The sequence below is a fragment of the Streptococcus sp. F2 genome, from assembly GCF_056500955.1.
This window is the reverse complement of sequence record NZ_JBWKAI010000018.1, coordinates 12,357-34,692: the sequence shown is the minus strand read 5'-3', so window position 1 is coordinate 34,692 and position 22,336 is coordinate 12,357. Positions and strand designations below refer to the sequence as shown.

General features: G+C 40.5%; 18 protein-coding genes. 16 read left to right on the top strand and 2 right to left on the bottom strand.

The features are described 5' to 3' along the window. Positions 1-67 precede the first annotated feature (67 nt). The 16 genes from purR (at position 68) to ACYTR8_RS06655 (ending at position 19,966) form a co-directional block, all read left to right on the top strand. The gene (purR, locus tag ACYTR8_RS06730) at positions 68-883 is read left to right on the top strand and encodes a pur operon repressor (RefSeq protein WP_129556274.1); all 816 of its coding nucleotides are present in this window, start codon (positions 68-70) and stop codon (positions 881-883) included. Between the two features lie 22 nt (positions 884-905). After that, entirely contained in the window at positions 906-3,530 is a 2,625-nt protein-coding gene (locus ACYTR8_RS06725) for an SEC10/PgrA surface exclusion domain-containing protein (protein ID WP_479641900.1), read from the top strand. Positions 3,531-3,790: 260 nt separating this feature from the next. Then, positions 3,791-4,204 carry a 30S ribosomal protein S12 gene (gene rpsL / locus ACYTR8_RS06720; protein ID WP_003052844.1) on the top strand — a complete coding sequence of 138 codons (414 nt, stop codon included), beginning with the start codon at positions 3,791-3,793 and terminating at the stop codon, positions 4,202-4,204. 20 nt (positions 4,205-4,224) lie between these two features. Then, positions 4,225-4,695: a 30S ribosomal protein S7 gene (rpsG, locus tag ACYTR8_RS06715; protein ID WP_002992078.1), complete on the top strand. Its 471-nt coding sequence runs from the start codon at positions 4,225-4,227 to the stop codon at positions 4,693-4,695. A 474-nt stretch (positions 4,696-5,169) separates the two neighbouring features. After that, the gene (gene fusA / locus ACYTR8_RS06710; protein WP_111717603.1) at positions 5,170-7,248 is read left to right on the top strand and encodes an elongation factor G; all 2,079 of its coding nucleotides are present in this window, start codon (positions 5,170-5,172) and stop codon (positions 7,246-7,248) included. Positions 7,249-7,587: 339 nt separating this feature from the next. Further along, positions 7,588-8,598, top strand: a complete 1,011-nt coding sequence (gap, locus tag ACYTR8_RS06705) for a type I glyceraldehyde-3-phosphate dehydrogenase (protein ID WP_003052840.1) — start codon at positions 7,588-7,590, stop codon at positions 8,596-8,598. 182 nt (positions 8,599-8,780) lie between these two features. After that, positions 8,781-9,638: a 5'-nucleotidase, lipoprotein e(P4) family gene (locus ACYTR8_RS06700; protein WP_111717602.1), complete on the top strand. Its 858-nt coding sequence runs from the start codon at positions 8,781-8,783 to the stop codon at positions 9,636-9,638. A 182-nt stretch (positions 9,639-9,820) separates the two neighbouring features. Continuing rightward, positions 9,821-11,017 (top strand): phosphoglycerate kinase, encoded by a 1,197-nt coding sequence (locus ACYTR8_RS06695; protein ID WP_479641899.1) that lies wholly within the window; start codon positions 9,821-9,823, stop codon positions 11,015-11,017. Between the two features lie 496 nt (positions 11,018-11,513). Continuing rightward, entirely contained in the window at positions 11,514-12,035 is a 522-nt protein-coding gene (locus tag ACYTR8_RS06690) for an FUSC family protein (RefSeq protein ID WP_111717600.1), read from the top strand. Positions 12,036-12,111: 76 nt separating this feature from the next. Continuing rightward, positions 12,112-12,483 (top strand): MerR family transcriptional regulator, encoded by a 372-nt coding sequence (locus ACYTR8_RS06685; RefSeq protein WP_003052801.1) that lies wholly within the window; start codon positions 12,112-12,114, stop codon positions 12,481-12,483. Between the two features lie 37 nt (positions 12,484-12,520). Beyond that, positions 12,521-13,867 (top strand): type I glutamate--ammonia ligase, encoded by a 1,347-nt coding sequence (glnA, locus tag ACYTR8_RS06680; RefSeq protein WP_003058015.1) that lies wholly within the window; start codon positions 12,521-12,523, stop codon positions 13,865-13,867. Positions 13,868-14,098: 231 nt separating this feature from the next. Beyond that, positions 14,099-15,754, top strand: a complete 1,656-nt coding sequence (locus ACYTR8_RS06675) for a peptide ABC transporter substrate-binding protein (RefSeq protein ID WP_003058031.1) — start codon at positions 14,099-14,101, stop codon at positions 15,752-15,754. Positions 15,755-16,021: 267 nt separating this feature from the next. Next, positions 16,022-16,936, top strand: coding sequence for an ABC transporter permease (locus ACYTR8_RS06670; protein WP_111717599.1), 915 nt, complete (start codon positions 16,022-16,024; stop codon positions 16,934-16,936). 9 nt (positions 16,937-16,945) lie between these two features. Beyond that, entirely contained in the window at positions 16,946-17,977 is a 1,032-nt protein-coding gene (locus ACYTR8_RS06665; protein WP_479641898.1) for an ABC transporter permease, read from the top strand. 11 nt (positions 17,978-17,988) lie between these two features. After that, complete coding sequence (locus ACYTR8_RS06660; RefSeq protein ID WP_269760648.1) at positions 17,989-19,041, top strand: ABC transporter ATP-binding protein; 1,053 nt, start codon at positions 17,989-17,991, stop codon at positions 19,039-19,041. Beyond that, positions 19,034-19,966 (top strand): ABC transporter ATP-binding protein, encoded by a 933-nt coding sequence (locus ACYTR8_RS06655; RefSeq protein WP_111717596.1) that lies wholly within the window; start codon positions 19,034-19,036, stop codon positions 19,964-19,966. Before ACYTR8_RS06660 ends, ACYTR8_RS06655 begins: the two co-directional genes overlap by 8 nt. 179 nt (positions 19,967-20,145) lie before the next feature. On the opposite strand, the gene rnjA is transcribed toward ACYTR8_RS06655, so the two are convergent. Continuing rightward, entirely contained in the window at positions 20,146-21,828 is a 1,683-nt protein-coding gene (gene rnjA / locus ACYTR8_RS06650) for a ribonuclease J1 (protein WP_003056700.1), read from the bottom strand. A gap of 1 nt (position 21,829) precedes the next feature. Beyond that, positions 21,830-22,060 carry a DNA-dependent RNA polymerase subunit epsilon gene (locus tag ACYTR8_RS06645; protein WP_003056704.1) on the bottom strand — a complete coding sequence of 77 codons (231 nt, stop codon included), beginning with the start codon at positions 22,058-22,060 and terminating at the stop codon, positions 21,830-21,832. Positions 22,061-22,336: the final 276 nt, after the last annotated feature.

The following is a 22,336-nucleotide window of genomic DNA, read 5'->3' as shown; positions in this document are numbered from 1 at the left end:
ATCGAATGTTCGTTTTTTTATGAAGAATATGGTATAATATGATAAAGTACACGAAAATGGGGAAAATATGAAATTAAGACGAAGTGAACGTATGGTTGTAATTTCAAATTACTTGATTAACAACCCTTATAAATTAACCAGTTTAAACACCTTTGCTACTAAGTATGAAGCAGCTAAATCTTCTATTTCAGAAGACATTGCTATCATAAAAAAAGCCTTTGAAGAGGCCAATATTGGAGAGATTGATACGCTAACAGGTGCTAGTGGTGGTGTGATTTTTACGCCAAGTATTTCAGAGGCGGAAGCTCGCACAATTGTTGAAGATTTGTGCCAACGGTTATCAGAAAGTGACCGTATTTTACCAGGCGGTTACATTTACCTATCAGATCTTTTGAGCACCCCTAAGATTTTACAGAACATAGGTCGTATTATTGCCAATGCCTTTAAAGGGCAAAAGATTGATGCTGTCATGACAGTTGCAACCAAAGGAGTGCCCCTTGCGAATGCTGTTGCTAATATTTTGAATGTTCCATTTGTCATTGTGAGACGCGATTTGAAAATCACAGAAGGGTCTACCGTCTCTGTCAACTATGCCAGTGCTTCGAGTGACCGTATCGAAAAAATGTTTTTGTCCAAACGTAGTTTGAAACCAAACAGTCGAGTGTTGATTGTGGATGACTTTTTGAAAGGCGGCGGGACGATTACGGGGATGATTAGTCTGCTAGCAGAATTTGATAGCACCTTGGTTGGTGTAGCTGTTTTTGCAGAAAATGCCCAGTCTGAGCGAGAACAAATGGCGTTTAAATCATTGCTAAAGGTGTCTGAGATTGATGTCAAAAACAATAACGTAGTTGTAGAAGTTGGGAATATCTTTGACAAATGAGACAAGGGGAAAAGGAGAGAGCATGGACCTAGAACAACCAAAGCCAAATCAAGTTAAGCAAAAAATTGCCTTAACATCGACTATCGCTTTATTAAGTGCCAGTGTCGGTGTGTCCCATCATGTTAAGGCAGACGATTTGGCATCAGAGGGAGCTCAAGCAAGTAATACTAGTGAAGAGAGTCTTCCAAAACCAGAAACTTTTGAAGAGGCAAAGGCAACTGTTGAAGCTGTTGAAACTAATCTAAATCAACAAAAAGCAGAACTGGCGCAAGTTGATGCTAGCCTTGCTGATAAAGAAAAAGAGGTTGAACAGCTACAAGCTCAAAAGACCGAACAAGAAGCGGCTCTGGCAACGGCACAGACAGTTTATACCGAGACCATTGCTAGCAACGAAGAGAACCTTCTTGCAGAAGCGCAGGCGTATCAAGACCAGCTCATCGCTACTGAAGTTGAACTTGCTGAGATACAAACAGGTCAAGAAGCTGAAGCGGCTGCTTTAGCTTCTCAAAAAGCCATTATTGCAAGTCAGAGTGAACAGGCGAAAAACTTAACGAAACAGGTCGTTGATTCAGAGCAAGAAGTGGCAAAGCTCAATGACATGATTAGCAAACCACAAGCCATTTCTGCAGCAGCACAAGCGGCAAGTGATGGTACTCAAAAGGTTGTGGCTGAGTTGGAAAAAGCTAAAGCTGCTTTAGCGAGTCAGAAAACGTTAGTGACTCGACAGCTCACTGAGGATTTAGCAGCCAATAAAGCAGCCTTAGCAAACAAGGAAGCGGAATTAAGTGGTCTAAAGATAACAGCGCCAACAGCGCAAAGTAGCATTATTGGACAAAATAAGATGCAAGCGCCGCAAAGTTATCCTTTTGAAGAGATTAAAAAGTTAGCTGCGAGTGGTTACATTGGTTCTGCGAGTTACAACAGTTATTACCGTGAACATGCAGATACCATCATTGCTAAGGCAACGCCAGGAAATCAGCAAAATCAGTATGTAGACATTCCGGCTGATCGCACTCGTTTTGTTGATCCAGATAATCTCACGCCAGAAGTTCAAAATGAACTGGCCCAATTTGCTGCACACATGATTAATGGTGTGCGTCAACAACTTGGTTTAGTTCCAGTCGTTGTGACAGCTGGTTCCCAAGAATTTGCTCGTCTACTCAGTACTAGCTACAAGCAAACACACGGCAATGTTAGGCCTTGGTTTGTTTACGGGCAACCTGGCGCTGCGGGTCACTACGGTGTAGGTCCTCACGATAAAACACTTATCGAAGCCTCTGCTGTTGCCACGGGTCTAGTGCAACGAGACGATAACATGTATGAAAACGTAGGGGCTTTTAATGATGTGCATACGGTTAATGGCATTAAGCGTGGTATCTATGACAGCATCAAGTATATGCTCTTTACTGATAATCTACATGGAAATACTTACGGCCATGCGGTTAATTTCTTACGTGTGGATAAGCATCGTCCGGAAGCGCCTGTTTATCTTGGTTTTTCAACAAGTAATGTAGAATCATTAAATGAACATTTTGTTATTTTCCCGGAATCAAATATTGTAGACCACAACCGCTTCAGCAAATCTCAAATTGCAGCTTCAGGTGACACTCACGATTATTCAACTAGAGTGGCGACAGTGTCCGCTGGTATTGCAACAATTAAAGGGAAAATTGCATCATTAGAAAGCCGCTTAAAGGCTGTTGATCAGGAAGCTGAAATCATCGCAGCGCAAGCAAAAATCATGCAGCTGCAAAATCAAGTAGAACAGTCAGCGAATCGCTCAGCTCTCTTGAATCGCCAAATGACACAACAATTGAGTAACAGTAAGGGTGCATTACGAACTAAGTTGTTGGCTGCAAAAACAGAATTAGAAGCGTTGCAAACAAAACTTGACCAGTCATTAGCGCAATTGGCGGCTTCGAAAGTCACTCTTCATCATATGGAGGAAGCAGCAGCAAAAGCTTCAGCAAAAGTTGCTGACTTAATGACAAAGAAAGCCAACCTGGAAGCCTTGCGTGATTTCAAAGCAAATCCAAACCGTCTTCAATTGGCGCTGAAACAAATCGACCAAACTAAACAAGAGTTAGAAGCCACAACAGTAGCTTTGGCAAATGCTCAAGAAAATCTCTCAAGTTTACAAACACAGAAAGCTAGCTTAGCAGCAGCTATTGCAACAGCAGAGCATCAATTGACGCTTCTAAGAACTTTAGTTCAGGAAAAAGAAGATCGTTGGGTAGAAGAGAGAATCACTGAATTGACAGACCTGTCAAGACTTCCTATTTTGGATGCTCGTGAATTTCTTCTTCCGGATCAAGAGGACAAAACACCTATTGTGAAAGAAGTGGTTAAAGAAACAAAAGAGCTACTCGATGCATCGGCTAAAATGGCTGCTGAGAGCACAAGTCTTGTAGCGGAAGCCCTTGTGGGTCAAGTCTCTGAAATGGTTGCTACAAACGCTATTGTTTCTAAAGTAACCTCTTCTGTTACGCAAACCTCAACCAAGAAATCATACGGTGCTGGTTCATCTACCACAAGCAATATGACTTCAGAATTTGACGAAAGTACGCAACGTGCTCTCAAAGCAGGTGTGGTTATGCTGGCGGCAGTTGGTTTGACTGGGGTTAAACTTCGTAAGGACACTAGATAAAAGCCTGTGTTTATCCTGTAGTCAGATTAGCATTCTATTGTTGTATGAGTCTCTAAACAGTAAGTTGAAATAAGCTAAAAAAGCGGAAAATCTATTTGACATGAAGTACCGTCTGTGTTATTATATTAGACGGTACTTTTTACTTTTGGTCTCTCAAAAGTGTACAGAGACGTGCTGACAATTGTTGCAAAAAGTGCACCGGATATGGGCTGTCACCAAGTGCCATATCAACCAAAAATAAAAAACACAGGAGAATGTAGATGCCTACAATTAACCAGTTGGTACGTAAACCACGTAAATCTAAAGTTGAAAAATCAGATTCACCAGCTTTGAACATTGGTTACAACAGTCACAAAAAAGTTCAAACTAAAATGGCTGCCCCACAAAAACGTGGAGTTGCAACTCGTGTTGGAACAATGACACCTAAAAAACCTAACTCAGCCCTTCGTAAATTCGCTCGTGTACGTTTGAGCAACCTTATCGAAGTAACTGCCTACATCCCAGGTATCGGACACAACTTGCAAGAGCACAGCGTTGTTCTTATTCGTGGTGGACGTGTAAAAGACCTTCCAGGGGTACGTTATCATATCGTTCGTGGCGCACTTGATACAGCAGGTGTTGCTGACCGTAAACAAGGCCGTTCTAAATACGGTGCTAAACGTCCAAAAGGATAATAGAAGGGGGATAAGAAAGAATGAGTCGTAAAAATCAAGCGCCTAAACGCGAAGTATTACCAGATCCATTATATAACTCAAAAATTGTAACACGTCTTATCAACCGTGTTATGCTTGACGGTAAACGTGGTACAGCTGCTACTATCGTTTACGATGCTTTCAACGCTATCAAAGAAGCAACAGGAAACGATGCTCTTGAAGTATTTGAAACAGCAATGGACAACATCATGCCTGTACTTGAAGTACGCGCACGCCGTGTTGGTGGTTCTAACTACCAAGTCCCAGTTGAAGTTCGTCCAGAACGTCGTACTACACTTGGGCTTCGTTGGTTGGTAAACGCATCACGTGCACGTGGTGAGCACACTATGAAAGACCGTCTTGCAAAAGAAATCATGGATGCTGCAAACAACACAGGTGCATCAGTTAAGAAACGTGAAGATACTCACAAAATGGCTGAAGCTAACCGTGCATTCGCACACTTCCGTTGGTAATATAAGATATTTTAGCGTCAAACAAATGCTAGCCAAAATAGGGAAATTGACGCAGAAACTTCAGTTTCTAGGCAATTTTATCTTTTTGGCAGACATTTATAGCTAAAATTCAACTAATATAAGATGTGAGAGCGTTAAGCAAGTCCAAGACAAAACAGGAACTATTATCTTTTTGTCAGTGGCTTGTAGCTCGAACTCAATTAATAAGATACAAAGAGTTAGCATATCAGTGAAAAATAGAGAAGTGACACTGTGCGCTTGTGCATAAGGGAGTCTATCTTTGTTCACTGAAGGTCTGTAACTCGTGTTCAATTATAAGATGTAACAACTTAACGATAACTGTTTGAGTTACTCACATCAAACTAATGAACTCTTATTATCAAAAATAAGAAGAAAAAACGGGTAGGTCCTGCCTATCCGTTTTTTCTAAATAATGCTATAATAAAGAGTAAACTAAAAAAATAGGAGAAACACATGGCTCGCGAATTTTCACTTGCAAAAACTCGTAATATCGGTATCATGGCTCACGTTGATGCTGGTAAAACAACAACAACAGAGCGTATCCTTTACTACACTGGTAAAATCCATAAAATCGGTGAAACACACGAAGGTGCATCACAAATGGACTGGATGGAGCAAGAGCAAGAACGTGGTATCACAATCACTTCTGCCGCTACAACAGCTCAATGGGATGGGCACCGCGTTAACATCATCGACACACCAGGACACGTGGACTTCACTATCGAAGTACAACGTTCCCTTCGTGTTCTTGACGGTGCTGTAACCGTTCTTGACTCACAATCAGGTGTTGAGCCTCAAACTGAAACAGTTTGGCGTCAAGCTACTGAATATGGTGTTCCACGTATCGTTTTTGCCAACAAAATGGACAAAATCGGTGCTGACTTCCTTTACTCAGTACAAACCCTTCATGACCGTCTTCAAGCAAATGCACACCCAATCCAATTGCCAATCGGTGCTGAGGATGATTTCCGTGGTATCATTGACTTGATCAAAATGAAAGCTGAAATCTATACTAACGACCTTGGTACAGATATCCTTGAAGAAGATATTCCAGAAGAATACTTAGAACAAGCTCAAGAATACCGTGAAAAATTGGTTGAAGCAGTAGCTGAAACTGATGAAGACTTGATGATGAAATACCTTGAAGGTGAAGAAATCACTAACGAAGAATTGATTGCTGGTATCCGTAAAGCAACAATCAACGTTGAATTCTTCCCAGTTCTTTGTGGATCTGCCTTCAAAAACAAAGGTGTTCAATTGATGCTTGATGCGGTTATCGCATACCTTCCAAGCCCACTTGATATCCCTGCAATCAAAGGTATCAACCCAGACACAGACGCTGAAGAAGAGCGTCCAGCATCTGATGAAGAGCCTTTTGCAGCCCTTGCCTTCAAGATCATGACTGACCCATTCGTAGGTCGTTTGACTTTCTTCCGTGTATACTCTGGTGTTCTTAACTCAGGTTCATACGTGATGAACACATCAAAAGGAAAACGTGAGCGTATCGGACGTATCCTTCAAATGCACGCGAACAGCCGTCAAGAAATCGAAACAGTTTACGCTGGTGATATCGCTGCCGCTGTTGGTTTAAAAGACACAACAACAGGTGACTCATTGACTGATGAAAAAGCAAAAGTTATTCTTGAGTCAATCGAAGTTCCAGAACCAGTTATCCAATTGATGGTTGAACCAAAATCTAAAGCAGACCAAGACAAGATGGGTGTTGCCCTTCAAAAACTTGCTGAAGAAGATCCAACATTCCGCGTTGAAACAAACGTTGAAACTGGTGAAACAGTTATCGCTGGTATGGGTGAGCTTCACCTTGATGTCCTTGTTGACCGTATGCGTCGTGAGTTCAAAGTTGAAGCAAACGTAGGTGCTCCTCAAGTATCTTACCGTGAAACATTCCGCGCTTCTACACAAGCTCGTGGATTCTTCAAACGCCAATCTGGTGGTAAAGGTCAATTTGGTGATGTTTGGATTGAATTTACACCAAACGAAGAAGGTAAAGGTTTCGAGTTCGAAAACGCTATCGTTGGTGGTGTGGTTCCTCGTGAATTCATCCCTGCTGTTGAAAAAGGGTTGATCGAATCTATGGCAAACGGTGTTCTTGCTGGTTACCCAATGGTTGACGTTAAAGCTAAACTTTACGATGGTTCATACCACGATGTCGACTCATCTGAAACTGCCTTCAAGATCGCTGCATCACTTGCACTTAAAGAAGCAGCTAAATCTGCACAACCAGCTATCCTTGAGCCAATGATGCTTGTAACGATTACAGCTCCAGAAGATAACCTTGGAGACGTTATGGGACACGTGACAGCTCGTCGTGGACGTGTTGATGGTATGGAAGCACATGGTAACAGCCAAATCGTTCGTGCTTATGTACCACTTGCTGAAATGTTCGGTTATGCAACAGTTCTTCGTTCTGCAACTCAAGGACGTGGTACGTTCATGATGGTATTTGACCACTATGAAGATGTTCCTAAGTCAGTTCAAGAAGAAATCATTAAGAAAAACAAAGGTGAATAATCACCACTAAGAGGTTAAGGATAGCTATCCTAACCTCTTTTTTAGGTCAGCCAACTTTATAGTACAGTCCAACCTAAAAGGAGTGATTTCTTTTAAATGCTAAGAAGTGTTAGTAAAGATTTAAGAAAGGGGTTTCCTACTTTTAGGCTATTTTATGGGACAAACAAGGAAAGTGTCCTTTATGAAAATGGCTAATTTATTTGCATTTTTTCTGAAATAGTTATATAATAGTTCTGTTGAAAGGTTATTACAGATGGCTGTAAGTTAATCTTTTCACAATAGGTAGGGAGTATTCCCTTTAATAATATTCTTTTGATTTTCATAAGGAGGAAATCACTAATGGTAGTTAAAGTTGGTATTAACGGTTTCGGTCGTATCGGACGTCTTGCATTCCGTCGTATTCAAAATGTTGAAGGTGTTGAAGTAACTCGTATCAATGACCTTACAGATCCAAACATGCTTGCACACTTGTTGAAATACGATACAACTCAAGGACGTTTTGACGGAACTGTTGAAGTTAAAGAAGGTGGATTTGAAGTAAACGGAAACTTCATCAAAGTTTCTGCTGAACGTGATCCAGAAAACATCGACTGGGCAACTGACGGTGTTGAAATCGTTCTTGAAGCAACTGGTTTCTTTGCTAAAAAAGAAGCTGCTGAAAAACACTTACATGCTAACGGTGCTAAAAAAGTTGTTATCACAGCTCCTGGTGGAAACGACGTTAAAACAGTTGTTTTCAACACTAACCACGACATTCTTGACGGTACTGAAACAGTTATCTCAGGTGCTTCATGTACTACAAACTGTTTAGCTCCTATGGCTAAAGCTCTTCACGATGCATTTGGTATCCAAAAAGGTCTTATGACTACAATCCACGCTTACACTGGTGACCAAATGATCCTTGATGGGCCACACCGTGGTGGTGACCTTCGTCGTGCTCGTGCTGGTGCTGCAAACATCGTTCCTAACTCAACTGGTGCTGCTAAAGCTATTGGTCTTGTTATCCCAGAATTGAACGGTAAACTTGACGGTGCTGCACAACGTGTTCCTGTTCCAACTGGATCAGTAACTGAGTTGGTTGTAACTCTTGACAAAAACGTTTCTGTTGACGAAATCAACGCTGCTATGAAAGCTGCTTCAAACGACAGCTTCGGTTACACTGAAGATCCAATCGTTTCTTCAGATATCGTAGGCGTATCATACGGTTCATTGTTTGACGCAACTCAAACTAAAGTTATGGAAGTTGACGGATCACAATTGGTTAAAGTTGTATCATGGTATGACAACGAAATGTCTTACACTGCTCAACTTGTTCGTACACTTGAGTACTTTGCAAAAATCGCTAAATAATTAGTTATTAATGCTTAGAACCTAGCTTTTGCTAGGTTCTTTTTTTGATGTAAATTGGAGCTTTATCAGATAAGTGTTCTCTTTGTTTCAATAGGACAATGGTTTGTTTTATATTTAACAGCACTTGACTTTTAAATTAAATAAGGTTAAAATTTTTTTAATAAGAAAAAAGGAGTTTTTCAATGAAAACGAAACAAGTTGCTAGTGTCGTATCTCTTGCCCTGTCCCTTTTTTTAGTGACAGGCTGTGCCCAGCTTGACCATAAAGCCAACGTTAATAGTAAAGAAACTGTTAAACAGACTAAGGTTACTTATAGTGATGAGCAGTTACGATCTAATGAAAATACCTTGTCTGTGTTGTGGTATCAGCGAGCTGCAGAAGCTAAAGCGCTATATTTACAAGGTTATCAACTAGCGACTGATCGTTTGAAAAATCAATTGGGACAAGCAACGGAAAAGCCCTATTCTATTGTGTTAGACATTGATGAAACAGTCCTTGACAATAGTCCCTACCAAGCTAAAAATATCTTAGAGGGAACAAGCTTCACACCAGAAAGTTGGGATGTTTGGGTACAAAAGAAAGAAGCTAAACCTGTTGCAGGCGCTAAAGAATTCTTGCAATTTGCAGATCAAAATGGGGTTCAAATTTATTACATCTCAGACCGTGCTGCTAGCCAAGTTGATGCTACAATGGAGAATCTCAAAAAAGAAGGTATTCCTGTTCAAGGTCGTGATCACTTGTTATTCCTAGAAGAAGGCGTAAAATCTAAAGAAGGTCGTCGTCAAAAGGTTAAGGAAACAACTAACTTGATTATGTTATTTGGTGATAATCTTGTTGATTTTGCTGATTTCTCTAAAAAATCTGAAGAAGAGAGAACAGTATTATTATCAGAATTACAAGAAGAGTTTGGACGTCAATTTATTATTTTCCCTAACCCAATGTATGGATCATGGGAAAGTGCGGTTTATAAAGGTGACAAACTTGATGCTTCTCATCAATTAAAAGAGCGCCGTAAGGCTCTGGAAAGTTTCGAAAAGTAAGTCAGATAAAGGAGAGAGTCGTCTCTCCTTTTTACGATAGCTATTTTCTGAAAATCAATCCTTTCTTTGGAAAGGATTTTCTATTTTGTGAAATTATTATTTTATTGTTTTCATATTTTAACTTTATCAAGAGAATTGTGGTATAATAGAAGAGTATAAAAAATATTAAGGAGTCTATTCAAATGGCTAAATTAACAGTTAAAGACGTTGATTTGAAAGGTAAAAAAGTCCTTGTTCGTGTTGACTTTAACGTACCTTTGAAAGATGGCGTGATCACTAACGACAACCGTATTTCTGCGGCACTTCCAACTATCAAATACATCATTGAACAAGGTGGACGTGCTATTCTTTTCTCTCACCTTGGTCGTGTGAAAGAAGAAGCGGACAAAGCTGGTAAATCACTTGCTCCAGTGGCTGATGATTTGGCTGCTAAACTTGGACAAGACGTTATTTTCCCTGGTGCTACACGTGGTACTGAATTAGAAGCAGCTATTGATGCTTTGGAAGATGGACAAGTTCTTCTTGTTGAAAACACTCGTTTTGAAGACGTTGATGGCAAAAAAGAATCTAAAAACGATCCTGAACTTGGTAAATACTGGGCTTCACTTGGCGACGGTATCTTCGTAAACGACGCTTTTGGTACTGCTCACCGTGCCCACGCATCAAACGTTGGTATCTCAGCAAACGTGGAAAAAGCTGTTGCTGGTTTCCTTCTTGAAAACGAAATTGCTTATATCCAAGAGGCTGTTGAAACACCAGAACGTCCTTTTGTAGCTATCCTTGGTGGTTCAAAAGTATCTGATAAAATCGGTGTTATCGAAAACCTTCTTGAAAAAGCTGATAAAGTCCTTATCGGTGGCGGTATGACTTATACCTTCTACAAAGCGCAAGGCATCGAAATCGGTAACTCACTTGTGGAAGAAGATAAACTTGATGTGGCTAAAGAATTGCTTGAAAAATCAAATGGTAAATTGATCTTGCCAGTTGACTCAAAAGAAGCAAATGCCTTTGCTGGTTACGATGTTGTTCGTGATACAGAAGGTGAAGCAGTTTCAGAAGGCTTCCTTGGTCTTGACATCGGTCCTAAATCAATTGCTAAATTTGACGAAGCCTTGACTGGTGCGAAAACTGTTGTTTGGAATGGTCCAATGGGTGTCTTTGAAAACCCTGACTTCCAAGCTGGTACAATCGGTGTGATGGATGCTATCGTGAAACAACCAGGCGTTAAATCAATCATCGGTGGTGGTGACTCAGCTGCTGCAGCAATCAACCTTGGCCGTGCTGACAAATTCTCATGGATCTCTACTGGTGGTGGAGCATCTATGGAACTTCTAGAAGGTAAAGTTTTACCTGGATTAGCAGCACTTACTGAAAAATAAACAACAAATCAGTACAGACTATCTGAAAGATAGTCTGAGGCTAGAGATAGAAGAAACGAGGCTTCTGTCATTTAAGAATGAAAAGAGTTGGGGAACCAACTCTTTTTTAGTGCAACAAGTAGTATTCCTAGAATTTAAAATCAGTAAGGGAAATTAGCCTGACTAAAGTTAGGTTTTTGCTGGTCTTAGCGACTGTATAAGAATGATAACTCCGACTGACTTGCTCTTGGAATCTTTGAGGTACCAGCAAGGAATCGTAAAGGGAGTGAACCATCATCTTTTTGTGTGATTAGAAAGGTAGGCGGGCAGCAATACAGAGGTTGGTTTTATAGGGACAAGTATTATTTTTGTGCGATGAAGAAAAGGTGACATGTTATTTTTTAGAAAGGAAAACGTCTTCTTTTAGCGGGAACATAAAATTAGTTTTCTTTGTCAGGTAATCATGTTAGAATAAACTGTGTCTAAAAAAGAAAGTAAGGTAAGGAAAGCGGGTAAGATGAAATACAGATTTGACCCTCAAAAATTTAGAATTGGCATGAGGACATTTAAGACAGGCTTATCGGTCTTTTTTGTTCTGTTGCTCTTTATTCTCTTTGATTGGGATGGGTTACAGATTGGCGCCTTGACGGCTGTGTTTAGTTTGAGAGAAGATTTGGATAGAACCCTATCGTTTGGTTTTTCAAGGATACTAGGCAATAGTATTGGTGGCCTGTTAGCTTTGGTCTTTTATTTTTTCAATGCCCTTTTTCAGCAACATATTTTGGTGACACTCATTTTGGTCCCGATTTTAACGATGTTGACTATTATGTTTAACGTCGCTTTCAATAATAAATCAGGGATTATTGGTGCTGTAGCAGCTCTCTTAATTATCACTTTGTCGATTCCGACAGGTCAAACGTTCATTTATGTGATTTCACGTGTTTTTGAAACTTTCTGTGGGGTTTTTGTGGCTATTTTGGTCAATGCTGACGTGGAATTGATTAAAAATAGGTGGTTCAAGAAAAAATCTGTAAAATGATGTTAGATAATATGACATATAGGCTTGACAGCCTATTTTTTTCAGCCTATAATAGGGGGTGTGAAAGGAGTTTGTCATGAAAGAAAAAGAACTTAGACGATCAATGGCTGTTTTTCCTATCGGTACTGTCATGAAATTGACGGACCTCTCTGCTAGACAGATTCGCTATTATGAAGATCAAGAATTGATCAAACCTGAGCGAACGGAAGGCAACCGTCGCATGTTTTCTTTAAATGATATGGATCGTTTATTGGAGATTAAGGACTTTTTAGCTGAAGGACTCAATATTGCAGCGATTAAGCGTGAATATACTGAGCGTCAAGATAAACTGTTGCAAAAACAAAAAGCTTTGACGGATGCAGATGTTAGACGGATCTTACATGATGAATTGCTAACTCAAAGTGGTTTTTCTACCCCTTCACAACATATTGGTAATTTTCGTATCTAAGATACGACTCGGATGAAACGTAAAGGAGACCTATTCAATGGCAATCACAGCAGCTGACATTCGTCGCGAAGTCAAAGAGAAAAATGTAACCTTCCTTCGCTTGATGTTCACTGACATCATGGGAATTATGAAAAATGTCGAAATTCCTGCAACTGAAGAGCAATTAGAAAAAGTGTTATCGAATAAAGCCATGTTTGATGGTTCATCTATTGAAGGATTTGTGCGTATCAATGAGTCTGATATGTACCTTTACCCTGACCTAGATACTTGGATAGTTTTCCCTTGGGGGGATGAGAATGGGGCGGTCGCGGGGTTGATTTGTGACATTTATACTGCAGAAGGAAAACCTTTCGCAGGAGACCCACGTGGCAATTTGAAAAAAGCCTTGAAACATATGGACGAGGTTGGTTATCAATCCTTTAACCTTGGGCCAGAACCAGAATTTTTCCTCTTTAAAATGGATGACAAGGGGAATCCAACTCTTGAAGTTAACGATAATGGTGGCTATTTTGATTTGGCTCCTATTGACTTGGCAGACAACACGCGCCGTGAAATTGTCAATGTCTTGACGAAAATGGGTTTTGAAGTAGAAGCTAGTCACCATGAAGTAGCGGTTGGGCAACATGAAATTGATTTTAAATACGCTGATGTCCTAAAAGCCTGTGACAATATCCAAATTTTTAAACTTGTGGTTAAAACAATTGCGCGTGAGCATGGACTTTATGCCACTTTTATGGCTAAGCCTAAATTTGGGATTGCTGGATCAGGAATGCACTGTAACATGTCCTTGTTTGACAAGCAAGGCAACAACGCCTTTTATGATGAAAATGATAAGCGTGGCATGAAGTTATCAGAAGATGCTTACTATTTCTTAGGCGGTTTGATGAAACATGCTTACAATTATACTGCCATCACCAATCCAACGGTTAACTCTTATAAACGTTTGGTTCCAGGCTATGAAGCGCCTGTGTATGTGGCTTGGGCAGGAAGCAATCGTTCGCCATTGATTCGGGTGCCAGCATCGCGTGGCATGGGGACTCGTTTAGAGTTACGTTCCGTGGACCCAACGGCAAACCCTTACTTAGCTCTTGCAGTCTTGCTTGAAGCTGGACTAGATGGTATTATTAATAAAATTGAAGCACCAGAACCAGTGGAAGCTAATATTTACACCATGACAGTCGAAGAACGCAATGCAGCAGGTATTGTTGACTTACCATCAACCCTTCATAACGCTTTGAAGGCCTTGCAAAAAGACGAAGTGGTTCAAGAGGCACTTGGTGATCATATTTATACCAATTTCTTGGAAGCAAAACGTATTGAATGGGCTTCCTATGCGACCTTCGTGTCTCAATGGGAAATTGATAACTACCTTCACAATTATTAGAAAAATAGAATCCCGCTCAGTGGCTGAGTGGGATTTTTATATTATTATTCAAATCATGTGTTTATTTATTCTTTAAAATGCTAAAAAAGCTTGTCATATCAGCTTTTATAGTGATATATCCATTATAAAAATAAATTCAAAAATTTTCAGATAAATGTGTTCCATTTTTTCAGAATTGTGATATAATTTAACTTAATAATTTTAACAACAGTTTTTCTAGGAGGTTTAGAGATGAAAGGATTACAATCATATCCATGGAAACGGATTGGACTGGGAACATTAACACTTGCGTCAGCTACGCTTTTAATGGCATGTGGAAATAAGGCGGCTTCTACCGATAATAAGGATGAAATCAGTTGGTACACGCCTACCGAAATCATCACCCTTGATATTTCCAAAAACACAGACACGTATTCAAGTTTAGCCATTGGTAACTCTGGTAGTAATCTTCTTCGTGTGGATGCCAAAGGGAAACTTCAACCGGATCTAGCTGAAAAAGTGGATGTTTCAGAAGATGGTTTAACCTATACAGCAACCTTGCGTGATGGGTTGAAATGGTCTGACGGTAGTGATTTAACTGCAGAAGATTTTGTTTATACCTGGAAACGTATGGTAGACCCTGCCACAGCATCTGAATATGCTTATCTGGCAACAGAATCTCACTTAAAAAATGCTGAAGATATCAATACTGGTAAGAATACCGATTTGGATAGTTTAGGCGTTAAGGCTGATGGCAATAAAGTTATCTTTACCTTGACAGAACCAGCTCCACAATTCAAGAGTTTGCTATCCTTCTCTAACTTTGTTCCTCAAAAAGAATCCTTTGTTAAAGAAGCAGGTAAAGACTACGGTACTACATCAGAAAAACAGCTTTACTCTGGACCATATACGGTCAAGGATTGGAACGGTACAAGTGGCACCTTTAAGTTAGTGAAAAACAAAAACTACTGGGATGCTAAGAACGTGAAGACTAAAACGGTCAAAGTTCAAACCGTTAAAAAACCAGACACAGCCGTTCAAATGTACAAACAAGGTAAACTTGATTTTGCTAACATTTCAGGAACATCTGCTATCTATAACGCCAATAAAAAGAATAAAGATGTTGTCCCAGTGTTAGAAGCAACCACAGCTTACATGGTTTACAATCAAACAGGGTCTGTTGAAGCCCTCAGCAATCTTAAGATTCGCCAAGCCTTGAATTTAGCAACTGATCGTGAAGGTATTGTTTCCGCTGCTGTTGATACGGGTTCAAAACCAGCAACTGGTATTGCACCAACTGGTTTAGCGAAGTTAACCGATGGAACAGACTTGGCAAAACATGTTGCACCAGGTTACAAATATGATGAAAAAGAAGCTGGTAAGCTCTTCAAAGAAGGTTTGGCTGAGCTTGGAAAAGATTCTCTTAAAGTAACCATCACTGCTGATGCGGATACCCCAGTTGCCAAAGCTTCTGTTGATTATATCAAAGAAACTTGGGAGAAGGCCCTTCCTGGTTTAACCGTTGAAGAAAAATTTGTACCATTCAAACAACGTTTGGAAGACACCAAAAACCAAAACTTTGAAGTAGCTGTAGCCCTTTGGGGAGGTGACTACCCAGAAGGATCAACCTTCTACGGTTTGTTTAAATCAGGTTCTGCTTACAACTATGGTAAGTTCACTAATTCAGATTACGATTCAGCTTACGAAAAAGCCTTAACAACAGATGCTCTTGATACAGACAAAGCAGCAGATGACTACAAGGCAGCTGAAAAAGCGCTTTATGACAATGCCCTTTACAACCCACTTTATTTCCGTAGTGGTAAAGGTTTGCAAAATCCAAGCATCAAAGGACTTATCCGTAACTCAACTGGATTAAACGTTGACTTTACATACGCTTATAAAAAATAAATCAGAAAACACTGCAAGAGACTAAGAATGAGCTCAGATAGCATCATACCATTGTTTAGTTGGCGCTTAGGATGACGTAATGGCAGCACTTGGCTTACTTACTAAGAAAAGTAGCTAAGGCATTATGATGATCAGGCTAACGAGACGATAGGGGATTAGTAGGTTTCTTAGAAGTTTACGCTATCTCACTTCATTGTAACGGTCTATGGTAACGAAATATTGCAAGAATTGGCCTCGGTCAGTTCTTGCTTTTGTTAGAGGAAAAATATGACAAAATATCTCTTAAAACGTGTGGCTATTTTACTAGCGACACTGTGGGTTGTGGTGACCTTATCTTTCTTTTTGATGCAGGTTATGCCAGGGACACCATACAATAACCCTAAATTAACTGATGAAATGATTGCCATGATGAATAAGCAATATGGCTTGGATAAACCCTTGTGGCAACAATACTTGAAGTACCTATTTGATATTTTACATGGTGATTTTGGTACCAGCTACCAATCTATTAACCAATCAGTCACTAGATTGATTTCGCAACGGCTAGGTGTTTCCGTTCATTTGGGTATTCAAGCCCTTGTGGTAGGGATTAGCTCTGGATTGTTTGTCGGAGCGGTTTCAGCACGTAATAAAAATAATAAGATTGACGCCATTCTAAGCGTGATTTCTACTCTTGGTATTTCGGTGCCAGCCTTTATTATTGGTTTGTTGCTGTTGGACTACTTTGGTTTCAAATGGGCTTTATTACCACTTTCTGGCTGGGGAACCTTTGGGCAAACGATCTTGCCAACGTTAGCGTTAGCTGTTCCTGTATTTGCTCAAGTCACTCGCTTTTTCCGTAGTGAAATGATTGAAACCTTGAACTCTGACTATATTCAATTAGCGCGTGCCAAGGGACTAACCAAACGTCAAGTGACTCGAAAACACGCCTATCGGAATTCTATGATTCCTGTATTGACCTTGGTAGGGCCTATGGCTGCTAATATTTTAACGGGATCGGCCTTAATTGAACAAATTTTTTCCATTCCAGGTATTGGGCAACAATTTGTATCGTCCATTCCAACAAAAGATTATCCTGTGATTATGGGAACAACGATTGTGTACGCCCTCATGTTGATGGTAGCTATTTTGATAACTGATATTATCATTAGTATAGCAGACCCACGTGTGCGGTTGGGATAGGAGAGTGTTATGGTAGAAGAAAGAAAATCATTTCAACTTGTGGGGGCAGGAAGCTCTGATTCACAAGAAAAAATTCAAAAGCCAGCACTGTCTTTTCTGCAGGATGCTTGGCGTCGTCTAAAACATAATAAATTAGCGGTTGTTGCCATGCTATTTTTGGCTGTGCTACTGGTCTTTTCAGTAGGGTCAAATGCAGTGGTTTCTAAGCAAGATGCCAATAGTTTTAACAGTAAGGAAGTTAGCATTTACCGTAATTTACCTCCTAAATTGAGCAGTATCTTGCCATTTTGGAACGGAACCATTACCTATGCTGGAAATACGGAGGCCAATGATGCTTATGCTGACCAAGGTGTCCCAGAAGGGAAAACATTTCTATTAGGAACGGATAATCTGGGACGTAGTCTTGGCAAACGCATTACGGTGGGTATTCGGATTTCGCTTTTGATTGCTATCGTCGCAACCTTAATTGACCTTATTATCGGGGTTACTTACGGGTTAGTCTCTGGATTTACTGGAGGTAAGGTGGATACGGTCATGCAACGGATTATTGAGATTATTTCCTCTATTCCTAACTTAGTTATTGTAACCATGTTGGGACTCTTGCTTGGAAATGGAGTAACCTCAATTATTATTTCGATTGCGATTGTGGGTTGGACTTCTATGGCTAGGCAGGTGCGTAATTTGACCTTATCTTACCGTGAACGCGACTTTGTGTTAGCCTCTCGGGCATTAGGCGAAAGCAATGTCAAAATTGCCTTTAAACATGTTTTGCCAAATATTTCAGGGATTATCATTGTGCAAATCATGATGACAGTACCAAGTGCCATTATGTATGAATCAGTCTTGTCTGCCATCAACCTCGGTGTCAAACCACCGACTGCTTCACTTGGCTCTTTGATTACAGATGCTCAGGAAAACTTGCAATATTACCCTTCTCAAGTCTTGCTTCCAGCTCTTGCTTTAGTTTTTATTTCCTTGGCATTTATTCTTTTAGGAGATGGGCTACGCGATGCCTTTGATCCAAAATCAAGTAACGAATAGGAGGAGAACAAATGACAAACGAAACCATTTTAAGTGTTAAAAACCTCCACGTTGATTTCAAAACCTATGCAGGGGATGTGAAAGCTATTCGCGATATTAGTTTTGATCTCAAAAAAGGAGAAACGCTTGCGATTGTTGGGGAATCTGGATCAGGAAAATCAGTGACCACTAGGACCTTGATGGGCTTAAATGCTAAAAATGCTAACCTTTCTGGGGAGATTGATTTTAAAGGAAAAAAACTCAATGCCCTTAAGGAAGAAGAATGGGTTAAGGTACGTGGTAAAGAAATTGCCATGATTTTCCAAGACCCAATGACCAGTCTCGATCCAACGATGAAAATCGGAATGCAAATTGCTGAAGCTATTTTGATTCATGAGAATATTAGTAAGCAAGAAGCCTTGAGTCGCGCCCTTGAATTGATGCATCAAGTAGGTATTCCAAATGCTGAAGAGCATATTAATGATTATCCACATCAGTGGTCAGGTGGGATGCGTCAGCGTGCTGTGATTGCTATCGCTCTTGCAGCTAATCCAGAAATCCTGATTGCTGATGAACCGACCACAGCGCTTGATGTTACCATTCAGGCACAAATCTTGAAATTAATGAAAGAAATCCAACAACAGACGGAATCGTCTATTATTTTCATTACCCATGACCTTGGAGTTGTGGCTGGTATGGCTGACCGTGTCGCGGTAATGTATGCTGGAAAAATTGTTGAGTATGGAACGGTGGATGAAGTCTTTTATAACCCACAACACCCTTATACATGGGGCTTGCTTAATTCTATGCCAACTACAGATACCACCTCAGGGAGTTTAGAATCTATTCCTGGAACGCCGCCTGACTTGCTTAATCCTCCTAAGGGAGATGCTTTTGCAGCCCGCAATGAATTTGCCTTGGATATTGATCATGTGGAGGCTCCGCCGATGTTTAAGGTCAGCGACACCCATTATGCGGCAACTTGGTTATTAGATGAGCGAGCGCCCAAAGTCACTCCACCAGTTCAAATTCAAAAACGATGGGCAAAATGGCAAAAACGAGAAGGAGGCAAGCTAAATGAATGATAATCGAAAGAAATTAGTAGAGTTAAAAAATGTCTCCTTAACTTTCAATAAGGGAAAGAAAAACGAAGTCAAAGCCATTGATAATGTGAGCTTTGATATTTATGAAGGGGAAGTGTTTGGACTGGTTGGGGAATCTGGATCAGGAAAAACAACTGTTGGTCGCGCCATTTTAAAGCTTTATGATATTAATGAAGGGGAAATTATTTTTAATGGTGAAACCGTTTCTCATTTGAAAGGGAAAGACTTGCGGACCTTTCGTAAGGATGCTCAGATGATTTTCCAAGATCCTCAGGCTAGTCTTAACGGCCGTATGAAAATCAGAGATATTGTGGCAGAAGGGCTAGATATTCATGGACTAACAGCTTCAAAGGCAGAACGAGAAGACCGCGTGCAAGAACTCCTTGATTTGGTTGGGTTGAATAAGGACCATTTGACACGTTACCCTCATGAATTTTCTGGTGGTCAACGTCAACGGATTGGGATTGCCCGTGCTTTGGCAGTGAAACCTAAATTTATCATTGCTGATGAACCTATCTCAGCTCTCGATGTGTCGATTCAGGCCCAGGTGGTTAACTTGATGCAAAAGCTTCAGCACAAACGTGGATTGACCTATCTTTTTATTGCCCATGACTTGTCAATGGTCAAATACATTTCTGACCGTATCGGAGTCATGCACTGGGGTAAAATGTTGGAGATTGGGACCTCAGATGATGTCTATAATCACCCTATTCATCCTTATACCAAGAGCCTACTCTCGGCTATTCCTGAGCCAGATCCAGACAAAGAACGTCAGCGGGTGGCTGATGTGTATGATCCAAGTCAAGAATTGGACGGCCAAGAACGTCAGATGCATGAGATTACTCCAGGCCATTTTGTCTTAGCTACCCAAGAAGAAGCAGACCAATATCGACGGGAGTATCATTAAGCAGTCACAAAATAATTGAGACATTAGAAAAAGGATTACTAAAAACCTTGCATTTGGTTTTGTCGTTAATCCTTTTTTTGATGGGAAAAATATGTCAATTTCATTTAATAAGTTAGGACCGAATATCGCTTGATGAGAGGACAACAAAAAACACGAGTGGTTAAACTCGTGTAAAGATATTAGTCTTTGTCCGGTGTCAAGACCATCGGAATAATAATAGGTTCACGTTCGGTTTTTTCATATAGGAACGGACGAAGGGCGTTGACAATGGCCCCGTTGACTGATTGGATGCTGGCATCCTTGTTTTTCAAGGCAATACGGATAGCATTGAATAACACCCGTTGGCTTTCGCGAATCAAGTCGCCTGACTCACGCATATAAATGAAGCCACGACTTAGAATATCTGGTCCAGCGAGAATCATTTGAGTCTCAAAATCAACAGTAGCAACAGCTAAAACAACACCATCTTCTGATAAATCACGACGGTCTCTCAAGACAGCTGTACCAATATCGCCAATACCATTTCCGTCAACGTAAATGTCTTGTGCGTTGAAATGACCTGCAATACGAGCACTATCACTTGTCAAGGCAAGGACGTCGCCGTTTTCCATGATAAAGATATTTTCCTTTGGAATACCGGTATCCATAGCGAGTCCTGCGTGGACTTTTTGCATACGGTATTCCCCATGAACAGGCATGAAATATTTTGGTTTAATCAAGCGCAGCATGAGTTTTTGCTCTTGCTGGCCACCGTGCCCTGACGTGTGGATATTATTCACTTTTCCGTGGATAACTTCAACGCCAGCTTCTTGGATGGTGTTGATCAGTTTGTTGACACTTGTGGTGTTTCCTGGAATTGGGCTAGATGAGAAAATAACCGTGTCGCCTGGTTGTAAGCTAACCTGGCGATGCGTCCCGTTGGCAATACGAGCAAGCGCAGCCATTGATTCCCCTTGACTACCTGTACACATAATCAATACTTCATTGGCATGGTAGTTTTTAAGCTCATTTGCTTCAATAAAGGTGCCTTTTGGAACCTTGATGTAGCCAAGTTCAATCCCGTTAACGATGGCTTTTTCCATTGATCGTCCAAAGACAGCAATTTTACGCCCAGTTTTGACAGCAGCTTCAGCAGCCTGTTGCAAACGGTAGATGTTTGAAGCGAAGGAAGCAAAGATAATGCGTCCATGAATGCCTTCGATAATTTTCAAGATGGACTGGCCAACGACTTTTTCAGAATTGGTAAAGGTTGGGACCTCCGCATTGGTCGAATCAGAGAGTAGGCAAAGAACGCCTTCTTCACCCAGCGCAGCCATACGGTGCAAGTCAGCTGGGTCTCCTACTGGGGTAAAGTCAAACTTAAAGTCCCCTGTACAGATGATTTTTCCTTGTGGGGTATGAATCACAATACCAAGGGGTTCTGGGATGGAGTGAGTCGTCCTAAAGAAGGTTACACTCATGTTTTTGAAGGTTAGTTCAGTGTTGTGATTGATTTCGTGAACCGTAGCGTCACGCCAGAGACCGTGTTCTTCCAATTTCCCACGGATGAGGGCGAGGGCTAAAGGTCCTGCATAGATAGGGATATTAGCCTGTTTGAGGAGGAAAGGAATCCCACCGATATGGTCCTCGTGACCGTGTGTGATGACAAGGGCCTTAACCCGATCCAAATTATCAACAATATAAGAATAGTCTGGAATAACGTAGTCAATTCCCAATAAGTCGTCTTCTGGGAATTTAATACCAGCATCAACGATGATGATTTCGTCTTGGTATTCAATCCCGTAAGTGTTTTTTCCGATTTCCCCGAGACCACCGATGGCAAAAACCCCAACTTCATTAGGTTTTAAACTGATATTTGTCATCTTAGAACTCCGTTAATTCAAAAACACCAGTCTCTTTTTCGTAATCGAGGTGTTTGTCAGAAAGTAACTCGATAAACTCAACGTTGTAGCCAGTGTGTTCTTCAACGAGTTTACGTGCTTTAATACGGCCCTCAAGTTCGTCAGTAGCATCAATATCAAGGTATAGGGCCTTGGTATTCTCGCGACGTGGGCTTTGGTCTTTTGTTTCTTGATAGAAAACTTTATAAATCATTTAGTCAATAGTCCTTTCGTTATGAATCAATTATCCAAACAATAACAAATAGGTCAAAACGCTAGGAATGTATCGTTTTGACGGTTTTAGTATGATGTCATTATTGTGTAGTAGATTAATTCCTGATTCTGTGCAATTACTAGAATTATACCATAAAGTCACCCTTTAGTAAAAAGTTTCGACAAATTTATTAGTCCCTTCAGCCCTTATTAGGAGAGCCTTTTTGATGTTGTCCCTTCATTTGTGTTATAATTGAAACTAGAAATTGCACTAGAA

Bases quoted from the DNA above. Each gene is read 5' to 3' on its own strand.
- gap (WP_003052840.1), top strand. From the start codon at position 7,588: ATGGTAGTTAAAGTTGGTATTAACGGTTTCGGTCGTATCGGACGTCTT.
- ACYTR8_RS06665 (WP_479641898.1), top strand. From the start codon at position 16,946: ATGGTAGAAGAAAGAAAATCATTTCAACTTGTGGGGGCAGGAAGCTCT.
- ACYTR8_RS06725 (WP_479641900.1), top strand. From the start codon at position 906: ATGGACCTAGAACAACCAAAGCCAAATCAAGTTAAGCAAAAAATTGCC.
- ACYTR8_RS06690 (WP_111717600.1), top strand. From the start codon at position 11,514: ATGAAATACAGATTTGACCCTCAAAAATTTAGAATTGGCATGAGGACA.
- rnjA (WP_003056700.1), bottom strand. From the start codon at position 21,828: ATGACAAATATCAGTTTAAAACCTAATGAAGTTGGGGTTTTTGCCATC.
- ACYTR8_RS06645 (WP_003056704.1), bottom strand. From the start codon at position 22,060: ATGATTTATAAAGTTTTCTATCAAGAAACAAAAGACCAAAGCCCACGT.
- rpsL (WP_003052844.1), top strand. From the start codon at position 3,791: ATGCCTACAATTAACCAGTTGGTACGTAAACCACGTAAATCTAAAGTT.
- ACYTR8_RS06700 (WP_111717602.1), top strand. From the start codon at position 8,781: ATGAAAACGAAACAAGTTGCTAGTGTCGTATCTCTTGCCCTGTCCCTT.
- ACYTR8_RS06655 (WP_111717596.1), top strand. From the start codon at position 19,034: ATGAATGATAATCGAAAGAAATTAGTAGAGTTAAAAAATGTCTCCTTA.
- ACYTR8_RS06675 (WP_003058031.1), top strand. From the start codon at position 14,099: ATGAAAGGATTACAATCATATCCATGGAAACGGATTGGACTGGGAACA.
- ACYTR8_RS06660 (WP_269760648.1), top strand. From the start codon at position 17,989: ATGACAAACGAAACCATTTTAAGTGTTAAAAACCTCCACGTTGATTTC.
- ACYTR8_RS06670 (WP_111717599.1), top strand. From the start codon at position 16,022: ATGACAAAATATCTCTTAAAACGTGTGGCTATTTTACTAGCGACACTG.
- ACYTR8_RS06695 (WP_479641899.1), top strand. From the start codon at position 9,821: ATGGCTAAATTAACAGTTAAAGACGTTGATTTGAAAGGTAAAAAAGTC.
- glnA (WP_003058015.1), top strand. From the start codon at position 12,521: ATGGCAATCACAGCAGCTGACATTCGTCGCGAAGTCAAAGAGAAAAAT.
- purR (WP_129556274.1), top strand. From the start codon at position 68: ATGAAATTAAGACGAAGTGAACGTATGGTTGTAATTTCAAATTACTTG.
- ACYTR8_RS06685 (WP_003052801.1), top strand. From the start codon at position 12,112: ATGAAAGAAAAAGAACTTAGACGATCAATGGCTGTTTTTCCTATCGGT.
- rpsG (WP_002992078.1), top strand. From the start codon at position 4,225: ATGAGTCGTAAAAATCAAGCGCCTAAACGCGAAGTATTACCAGATCCA.
- fusA (WP_111717603.1), top strand. From the start codon at position 5,170: ATGGCTCGCGAATTTTCACTTGCAAAAACTCGTAATATCGGTATCATG.